The following is a 9504-nucleotide window of genomic DNA, read 5'->3' as shown; positions in this document are numbered from 1 at the left end:
CATCAACGGGGGAGCGTTTACCGACATCACTGAACCTGCGGTAGGGGGAAGTTTTGTGAGCGGGGGCTACACCGGGGAGATAAGCGGCTTAGCGAGCAACCCGCTGGCGGGGCGGATGGCGTGGAGCGGCAACTCGGGTGGCTACATCAACACGGAGTCGAACCTGGGACCCAACGTGAACGGACAAACGATCAAGCTACGTTGGCGGATGGGATCGGATCTGTTCACTGCGGCGCCGGGCTGGCGGATCGACAGCCTGGTGTTTACTGGGGCGAGTTGTCCCTAGGCTAGCCTGACTCCGACCCCACGCCGGATGTCTTCGCCGCGATTGATCTCCCGTCGCATCTCCTCAGCGGCGTTAAAATGAGATTTGAGCACCGAAAACAAGGCTCGGTGTCGCCACCTGATAGTCGCGGATGCCGATCGACGACCAGTTGCCAACATAGGACGCCGTCGCCAAGATGACCAAATATTCCTTCGGGGCCCAGCTTACGGCGGCGCCCACGGCCAGGTTGAAATCGTCCCGGTCTCCCAGGGGGTCATGGGTGTAGTGTTGGAACTCGGGCCGGGTGAAGGCCGAGATTTGCACGTGTTCGCAGACGTTATAGACGCCAGCCACGTTCAGGTAGCCGCTTACCCGATCGGAAGCGGACGGGTCGCCATGCCGCCAATAGGCTCCGCCAGTTATCACGAGAGCGATCGGCGTGTTCCCGAGCTGAAGAAGATGGGTGACGCTCCCGTTCAAAAAGCCATTCCGATAGAATTCACCCACGTCAGAATGAGGCTCGTAGAGGCGGGAGAGCGCGTAGGAGCCGGTGACAAACCAGGTGTCGTTCCGGTTCAGGTCGTACTTCACGTCAAATTGCAGATTCTGCGAATCGAAATCCAGGTGGCCAATATCGCTGTAGCGAAACCAGTTTTGATCGAAGGACACCCGCGGCGTGAAATTCCGGGTCGCATACGGAACGAAGGACGCGCCGATTCTCCCATTCCAGAAAAAGTCGCTCATCTCGCCATCGCGAACGAGAAACGCGTTGGTCGTGTAGTTGAGACTTTGGCTGGTGAAGAAGGTGAACATCTTCGGCCGGTTCTGGCGCGAGACCAGATTGATGTCGCCAAGCTCGGGATCGGCCACCTGCTCCGGCTCACCTTGATCCCGCCGCAAATTTTGCTCGCGAGCCCGGGTCTGCTGCTGCGTTTCCACGCGCACCTCCTGCGCATACGAGGGTGAGAAACCAGCCAGAACAATCGCCGTGACCGAAACGATGGAGCGAAGACGCGGAAAGTTCAGGCTCATCGTCGGCGGGCGATACAAGGTCTGCTAGGGACGTGGAACCTGGACAACCACCGGCACGCTATTCTGCCCGGCAGCAAGGGAACCGGTAACGAGCTGCAGACGTCCGTTGTAGAAAACCCGGAGCGTAAAAAAGTCGGATGGATTCGTGCTGTTGAAATTGTTCACCATGAAACGGTAGATGCCCGCGAGCGGAATGCCGTTCACCACGATGTTTTCCACCCTCGTGTTCGGTGGGAAGTTGATGGTGCCGCCATTATTGTCGCGGTCCAGCCTCGCGGTCGCGCGGCCGTTGTTGAAGACCACGGAGACGTTGCCGAATGAAACGACCTGCCCGGTCGGCAAAGTCAGGTAGAGATCGAGATCGGCGGCCGTATTCCAGATCAGCTGAGCGCGAATGACGCCGGTGATGCCGGGAAGAAATCCGCCGGGCTGATTTCTGATTTGCGCTGCCACATCGGGAGGAACGATCCGCCCGACCAGGGCCAGGTTGCGCGGTTTGTTGGAAACCATGATGTTGCTGCGGTCGACGAAGCCGGCCCGATCGTCCGCTTCGAAATCGGCCACGGCGCGGGCCAGCGCGGCCTCGTTAGGCAATGGCCCCCTGAAATTTTTCACCAGCGGCGACGTCCGCAGGAACCGCGGGATATCGAATTGGGCCAGACGCGGCGCGCCATCCGGCCGTGCGATCACCATCTCGCCCGGGCCCAACCGGAAAGGAGAGTTGTGTTCGCGGCCAGCGCTATCCGTCCAGCGGGTGCCGCCAACGAATTTCCCCTCGAGCATGCCGAGCAGCGTCGTTGTTCCCTTGCCTTTCGAGGGCAGATGACCTACCGGGCCTAATCCTTCGATCGCCACCGTGGAGGCGAACCCGGTGGAACCGGTGATTGCCCCCGAAATTGCGCCCGCCTGGATCTGAATCGGTCCCGAATTAGTCGGCTTGGAAAAGAGGACCGCGCCCTTGGCGGCATTCATCGCCCGCGCCTTGGCGTCGAACGAAAAGATCGAGTTCGCCCCGAGCCGGGCGAGGGTGAGATCGGTAAACTCGATTCCGGCACGGGAATCGGTCCCCGTCCGGACCACGCCTTCATCGCGAATCACGGTCCCCTCCGGGGCGGGGTGCGCTGCGCCCGCCTGGTTGGGCGCCAGGGTCACGACATTGTATTTCTCCTTGATCACCGCCTGGGAAAGGTCGGCTCCTGAAATCACGCCGGTTCCGCCGAGAAGGCCGGCCATTGCCAAAAGAGGCAGGCGAAAGTGAAAAATCAGGCCGCGAACGGCGGGCTGCGGCCATGTCCGGAAATGCACGGAACAATGGCAACCCTCTCCGGGCGTTTAGTCAAGCCTTTAGTATGGCAAATGGTGGCCTTCCCCGGGCGCGTCTGCTATCAAAGGCGGGTGCGCCTCTTTCGATCCCGCCGTCTCATTCATGCTCTCATCGGCGGCGTTGTCTTCCTCACGATCGCGTGCCTTTACCGGTGGGAAAGCCACGGGCTCGAAGTTCAGGTCCTCAACAACGCGGAATACTGGTTCCGGGACAATATTCTCGCGGCCGAGGGCCGCCATGCACCTGCGGACAGCAGACTCGTTTTCCTCGGGCTCGACAACGCCTCGCGGACCCTCACCAGCATCGACCTGAAGACATTTGTTCGCGATCTCCCGCCCGAGGCCCCGGAATATCGCGCCCTCGAGTTGATGACCGCGCCCTTTCCGTGGTCGCGCGAAGTGTATGCGCTTTTGTGCGAACGATTGCTCACCACGGGAGCGCGCGCCGTGGTGTTCGACATGACTTTCCCCCAGCCTCGCCCGGGAGACGACGCCTTACAGGAAGTGCTCCGGAAGTTTCCGGGCAGAATCGTGCTCGGAGCCGACGTCGTCGTTGAAACCATTAGCCCGGGCGGAGAACAAGCCCCGAGGTGGGTGATTCCCGCGACCAGCATCCTCCCCGACTCTTCCCCGGAACATGCCTCCGTAGGGTACGTAACGTTCCCAGGCGGGTTCAAGGGCATCATCCGGAAGGCCCAATACCATAGCAGCCTGGATCTAATGCTTGGAGCGCCGCCCGCCGAGGGAACAGGCTCCGCGCCCGCCTCGGTGGCTTTTCGCATGGCCTCAAAACTGAAACCAATTGCGCTCAGCAAGCCATTCGAACCTCGCCTGTTTCGTTATGCGGGTCCCGCCGGCACTTTCCCGGTAATTCCCCTTGTCGAGGTCTTCCTCCCCAGTCGTTGGGAGCAAAACTTGCAAAGCGGCGCCTGGTTTCGAGACAAAGTGGTTCTGGTCGGCGCCGCCGGAAGCATTGCCCACGATGAGCTTCGGACCCCCTTCGGAGTCATGCCGGGCCCCGAGGTTCACCTGAACGCGGCCAACGCCCTGGTTCACGAGGCATTTGTCCAGGAACTGCCCGCCTTTGCGGCCTACCTTCTCATCGTCTCCGCGGTCATAGCGGCCTGGCTCCTTACCGCTTTTGTCACCAAAACCTGGCTTCGAGTCGGCGCCTTTGTCTTGTCAGGCCTGGGCTACCTCTACGCGGTTTACTTCATTTACGATCATGCCAACACAATCGTGGTCGCCTTTCCTCCCGTCCTGGCCTTCGCGGCCGCCGGCCTCGTTTCCTTTGCCTATGATTTCACTCACGAGACGCTCGAAAAACTTCGCATTCGGCGCACGCTAGAGGCCTATGTCTCGAAAGACGTTGTCCGCGAAGTCCTCGACAACCCGGCGAGCTATCTCAGTAAATTAGGCGGCGAACGCGCGAACGTCGGCCTGATCATCACCGATCTTCGCGGGTTCACCACCATGTCCGAGGAGATGGACTCCCATCAGCTCGTGGTTCAACTCAACGAGTATCTCTCGCTCATGGTGGACGACATCTTTTCCCGGCGCGGCTCGGTCGATAAGTTCATCGGCGATGCCATCCTGGCGGTCTGGGGCCACGTCAAAAGCGAGGGGGCCAGCCAGGACTCCATCCTGGCCATCGAAGCGGCTTTGCTCATGAAAGAGAGCTTGCGCCAGCTGAATGCCGATTGGGCTCGCCGCGGCCTTCGTACCTTCGAGATGGGAATCGGAGTCAACTTCGGTGAAGTGATTTTCGGCAACATCGGCTCATCCCGGAAGATGGAGCCCACCGTCATCGGGGACGCCGTCAACGTGACTTCCCGCCTCGAAGGCTTGACCAAGGAGTATGGCCGCGACCTGCTCATCGGCGAAGGCGCGGTCGATCTGGCGAAGGACGCTTTCACCTTTCAGTTCGTTGATAGGGTAACGATGAAAGGCAAAACGAAGCCGTTGCGGATTTATTCTGTGGTGGCCAAAGCGGGGGTCGCCCTCGACCCGCAAACTACTGCCTATCTCGACGCTTACTCAAAAGCCCAGGCCAGCTATTCCGCGGGCGACTTCAAGGAAGCCAAAGCGCAGTTCGAAGATTGCGTGCGGCACGCGCCGGACGACCAGCTTCTCCAGGTTTACATCGAACGCTGCACGGAACTGATCGAGCGGCCGGGCGAAGGAGAGTGGACCGGCGTCCACGTCGCCACCCACAAATAACCGTCCGGAGCGCGCGCTCCGCCTAGAATAATTCCGGATGATCGTCCGCCGGTTCGTCCGGGCCGAGGACGGAGCGAATCTTTTCGAGCAGGACGTTGAAATCGTACGGTTTTTGAATCGTATCGATCACCCCGGCTTTGAGCATTTCGGAACGAATAACCGGTTCGAGATAACCGCTGGCGATGATGGCCCGCACTCCCGGCTTGCTTTCCTTCATCTTGAGAAACGCCTCGCGCCCGCCGAGCCGCGGCAGCCCGAGATCGCAGACCACGAGCCCGATCTCGTCGCGATTGCTTTCAAAAAGGGCGACGCCTTCCACTCCATCTTTTGCGGCCAGGACCCGAAAGCCTTCGCTTTCCAGGATCGAAACTCCCAGCTCGCGCAACATCTCCTCATCTTCCACGAGCAGAATCGTCCGGGGAATATTTTGCCGCGGAGGTGCGGCCTGATCTCCCCGGCTTGGTTCGGCCTGGGAATGTTTGACCGGCAGGTAAACGATAAAACTCGTGCCGGCGCCCGGTTCGCTCTCGACCTGGACAAAGCCGCGGTGATTGTTCACCACCCCGTAAACGACCGACAACCCCAGCCCGGTCCCCTTCCCCCTTTCTTTCGTCGTGAAAAACGGCTCGAAAATATGGGACTTCACCTGCCGGCTCATCCCGATGCCGGTGTCGCGCACCCGCACACGGGCGTAATTGTCCGCGGTCACACCGGTAAACATTTCGGTCAACTCGGCGCCGGCGGTGATGGAAGTGGCGATCGTCAGCGTCCCCCCATTGGGCATGGCGTCCCGCGCGTTCACGCAGAGATTGAGCAACACCTGGTGGATCTGGCTTTTGTCGGCCGTGATCAGCGGCAGATCGGGTTCCAATTCCAGGTTAAAATTGATCATCTTGGGGAAAGTGGCCTCGAGCATCTTGTCGAGCTCCCGGACGAGGGCGTTGAGGTCGAGCGACGAAAACCGCGCTTCGGTCTGGCGCGCGGAGGTGAGCAACTGCTGGACGAGAGCGGCGCCGCGATCGACGGCTTCCTTGATTATTTTGATCGAACCGGGGAACTCGTTAGGCTTGGCTCGCCCGCTCTCGAGTTTGTTCGTGTAGCCCAGGATGATCGCGAGGATATTATTGAAATCGTGGGCGATCCCGCCGGCCAGCGTTCCCAGCCCTTCCATCTTTTGGGCTTGGACGAGTTGCTGTTCCAGGCGTTTCCGCTTCGTGTCGTTGAAGAGATAAACCTGGAGCTCGGTCAGCTCGCCGCCCGCAAAATTTCCAATCAACCGCGCCACTACGTAAACCGGATCGCCGCTCTGCTGATTCATCTCCAGCTCGTGCCTGTCCACCATGCCGTGCTGGCGCACCAGTTCGAGCAGGTCGATCCCATCCTGCCGCGTCCGGAGAAAGGAAAAGAAATTCGCGGCCGCCGCTTCCTCCACGGAATCGAAGCCGAAAATATTCGCGACGGCCGGATTGCAGGTCACGATTTGCCCATCGGTGCGCATGACCAGCGTGCCGGTGAAATCCTCCATGAAGAAGCGCCGGTATTGCTCCAGGCTCTCCTGCGAAAACTCCTTCGGTTCAGCCGAGCCGGCGATCGTCGTCGTGGTTTGGGGCTCGGGCGATGCGGATGAGTCCATGAGCACAGTCGCCCGATCACGGAGCGCGAGAGGAAGGGGTGGTGGTCGAACGCTGTTCACTCCGCGCCCGCATTTCGTCGAGACCACCGGCGACGAAAACGTAATAAAACGCGAACGCCGCGCCCAAAATCACCGCGACGAGAAAAAGCAGACTCACTGCCTTCAACGACCGATAAGGCGGCCCCTCCTGCTGTCGAGCTGCCCGCTGGCGCATCAATTCCAGATCCAGGGAGCGCAAAAGTTGCTCGGAATCGACCGGTTCAGGCTTGCGGTCGGCATCAGGATTCATCGAAAAGAATCTTAACCATTCAATTAAAAGACCAAATGGATTCTGAGAGAGAAATGCCGCACCGGAGAAAGCTAGTCGCGTTCCTGCTGCCGATGGCGGTTTTCATCGCGCTCCTGACCCTCGCGGCGGCGCTGCGCAAACCCGGCGCCGCCTTCTGGCTCGCCTCTCCGGAATATTGGATCTTCCCCGCGCAAACACTCGTTTGTGGGGGAATCTTGATTTGGTTTTGGCGCGATTATCAGACCCGCTCCCCCGCAAGAATTCCCTTCACCGTCGGGATCGGCTTGCTGGTGTTCGTCCTCTGGATCGCACCCCAGCAATGGCTTGGGTTTCCCTCGCGCCTGACCGGTTTCAACCCGGACACCTTTGCGGGCCAGCCAGTCCTGTATTGGTCGACCATCCTGTTGCGATTCCTGCGCCTGGTTGTCGTCGTCCCGCTGGTCGAAGAGATTTTCTGGCGTGGGTTCCTCCTCCGCTACCTGGTCGATGAGAAGTTTTTTCGGGTGCCGTTCGGCACGTTCACCTGGCTTTCCTTCGCGGGCGTGACCCTGGGGTTCGGGTTGGCGCATTCCATGGCGGATTGGGTCGCCGCTCTAATCACCGGAGCGCTATACAATTACGTCGCTTACCGGACCCGGAACCTGGCCTCGTGTGTTCTCGCCCATGCCGTCACCAACCTCTGCCTCGGGCTTTGGATCATGGCCACTCGGCAATGGGGCTTCTGGTAGCCGCCTACGGCACCGCTTCTGCTTCTTGGCAGGGGCTAATGCACGCGACGTTCCTTCAGAAAGTCATTCTTTGTGCGATCGCCGGGTTTCTGGCCGCGGCCCTCATTCAATGGGGCAAGGTCTTCGTCACCGGCGCCGATGACGCCCTGAACGCCGGCTATAAACATACCGTCCCGGGCGGCCTCTCGAAGAGACCGTAGGTCCTGCGCCCCGCCGGACTCTTACTCTTCCTCTTACTCTTACTCCTCCCCTGACGGCATCCCTTCCCCCCGGGAGCAAGAGCAAGAGCAAGAGCAAGAGAACGAAGCACGACACCCGCCTTGCCGACCCTGAACCGGCGCATAGTTTAAGAGGTGAAGATCGGTTTCGCCCAAATCAATCCGACCGTTGGAGATTTGAGCGGAAACTTTGAGAAAATCGCCGGCGCTTACGAGCGTCTCGCGGCCGCCGGAGCGGAACTCGTCGTTACACCGGAGCTCGCCATAACCGGTTATCCGCCGCAGGACCTCGTCTTCAAATCACAGTTCGTCCCCCAAAATCTCGAGGTCCTCGACAAACTTCAGGCCCGCCTTCGCAACGCCGCGCTTCTCGTCGGTTTTGTCGAGCGCAACCAGGGGCGCGGGAAACCCTTTCACAATGCGGCGGCGCTCCTCCAGCCCGGCGCGCCGATCTCAAAAACCCACAAGTCGCTCCTGCCGACCTACGACGTTTTCGATGAGGACCGCTATTTCGAGCCGGAGTGCGACGTGAAGCCGCTCCTCCTCGGCGCTCGAAAGATCGGCGTGACCATTTGCGAAGATATCTGGACCGAGCATTATCTGCCGCGGCCCCTCTACGACCTCGAGCCGGTCCGGGCCCTCGTGGAACAGGGAGCCGAGATCATTCTCAATCTCAGCGCGTCGCCCTTTAGCCTCAATAAACCGGCGATCCGGCACGAAATGGTGTCGGCGCTAGCCCGGGCCCATAACCGGCCGATCTGTTATTGCAACGCCGTCGGCGGGAACGACCAGCTGGTTTTCGACGGCAACTCGATCGCCGTGAATTCATCGGGCCAATTGATCGCGCAGCTGCCCGGTTTCCGCACTACGGAAGCGATCGTCGATACTGACGCGGCCCAGTCGATCGAATTGAAGGAAAGCGAAACGCCGGCCGATCTGTTCGCGGCGCTTTCGCTCGGCGTCCGCGACTACCTGGACAAGTGCGGTTTCAAATCGGCGGTGCTCGGCTTGAGCGGCGGGATCGATTCCGCGGTGGTGGCGGCGATTGCCGTCGAAGCGCTTGGCCCGGCGAACGTCGTCGGAGTGTCGATGCCGAGCCCTTATTCTTCGCAGGCCAGCATCGATGACGCCGTCGCCCTCGCGAAAAACCTCGGCATCAAATGTCTTCACGTTCCGATCGGGAACGCGTTCGCCGCGTTCAAGGCGCAGTTCGCGGAAATTTTCGCCGGCTTGCCCGAAGACACGACGGAAGAAAACATGCAGGCGCGCCTGCGCGGGATGATCCTGATGTCGCTCTCGAACAAGTTTGGGCACATTGTGCTCAGCACGGGAAATAAGAGCGAGCTGTCGGTCGGCTACTGCACGATCTACGGCGACATGGCCGGCGGCCTCGCGGTGATCAGCGACGTACCGAAGACGATGGTCTTCCAACTGGCGCGCTGGCTCAATTCCAAGCGGGAGATCATTCCGGTTTCCACAATCGAGAAACCGCCCAGCGCCGAGTTGAAACCGGGCCAGAAAGACCAGGACACGCTGCCGCCCTACGACGTCCTCGACGAAATCCTGCGACTCTACGTCGAAGAAAATCTCAGCGCGCGCGACATCATTGCGCACGGCTTCGAGGAAAAGACAGTGCGCTGGGTGCAGCGCCGCGTGGACATCAACGAATACAAACGCGAACAAGCCGCGCCCGGCATCAAGGTAACGAGCCGCGCCTTCGGCGTCGGCCGCCGGATGCCGATCGCGCAGCGTTACGTGGATTAGGCAGGCGTCGGAATGGAGACGGCACGCCTTCG

The 9504-nt window shown here is 60.3% G+C and carries 9 protein-coding genes; 5 read left to right on the top strand and 4 right to left on the bottom strand.

What is annotated here, in order from left to right; genetic code table 11:
- The coding region (locus VJU77_13550; protein HKP04372.1) for a hypothetical protein at positions 1-286 on the top strand (286 nt) is incomplete at its 5' end.
- Between the two features lie 72 nt (positions 287-358).
- Here VJU77_13550 and VJU77_13545 read toward each other — a convergent pair.
- Complete coding sequence (locus tag VJU77_13545) at positions 359-1297, bottom strand: hypothetical protein (protein HKP04371.1); 939 nt, start codon at positions 1295-1297, stop codon at positions 359-361.
- A gap of 24 nt (positions 1298-1321) precedes the next feature.
- Entirely contained in the window at positions 1322-2530 is a 1209-nt protein-coding gene (locus tag VJU77_13540; protein ID HKP04370.1) for a FecR domain-containing protein, read from the bottom strand.
- Positions 2531-2653: 123 nt separating this feature from the next.
- Here VJU77_13540 and VJU77_13535 point away from each other — a divergent pair, with 123 nt between their 5' ends.
- Positions 2654-4840 carry an adenylate/guanylate cyclase domain-containing protein gene (locus VJU77_13535; GenBank protein HKP04369.1) on the top strand — a complete coding sequence of 729 codons (2187 nt, stop codon included), beginning with the start codon at positions 2654-2656 and terminating at the stop codon, positions 4838-4840.
- Between the two features lie 22 nt (positions 4841-4862).
- On the opposite strand, the gene VJU77_13530 is transcribed toward VJU77_13535, so the two are convergent.
- Together VJU77_13530 and VJU77_13525 are read right to left on the bottom strand one after the other, a co-directional pair.
- A complete protein-coding gene (locus tag VJU77_13530) occupies positions 4863-6473 on the bottom strand; it encodes an ATP-binding protein (protein HKP04368.1) in 1611 nt (536 codons plus the stop codon).
- 16 nt (positions 6474-6489) lie between these two features.
- A complete protein-coding gene (locus VJU77_13525) occupies positions 6490-6762 on the bottom strand; it encodes a hypothetical protein (protein ID HKP04367.1) in 273 nt (90 codons plus the stop codon).
- Between the two features lie 35 nt (positions 6763-6797).
- Between VJU77_13525 and VJU77_13520 the strand changes: the two genes are divergently transcribed.
- The 3 genes from VJU77_13520 (at position 6798) to VJU77_13510 (ending at position 9472) form a co-directional block, all read left to right on the top strand.
- Positions 6798-7490: a CAAX prenyl protease-related protein gene (locus VJU77_13520; GenBank protein ID HKP04366.1), complete on the top strand. Its 693-nt coding sequence runs from the start codon at positions 6798-6800 to the stop codon at positions 7488-7490.
- A 38-nt stretch (positions 7491-7528) separates the two neighbouring features.
- Complete coding sequence (locus tag VJU77_13515; GenBank protein HKP04365.1) at positions 7529-7690, top strand: hypothetical protein; 162 nt, start codon at positions 7529-7531, stop codon at positions 7688-7690.
- 153 nt (positions 7691-7843) lie between these two features.
- On the top strand, positions 7844-9472 hold the full coding sequence (locus tag VJU77_13510; GenBank protein ID HKP04364.1) for an NAD+ synthase: 1629 nt from the start codon (positions 7844-7846) through the stop codon (positions 9470-9472).
- The last annotated feature ends 32 nt before the right edge of the window (positions 9473-9504 follow it).

The sequence above is a fragment of the Chthoniobacterales bacterium genome (assembly GCA_035274845.1).
Taxonomy (GTDB): Bacteria; Verrucomicrobiota; Verrucomicrobiia; order Chthoniobacterales; family UBA10450; genus AV80.
This window is presented reverse-complemented; position numbering and strand designations above follow the sequence as displayed.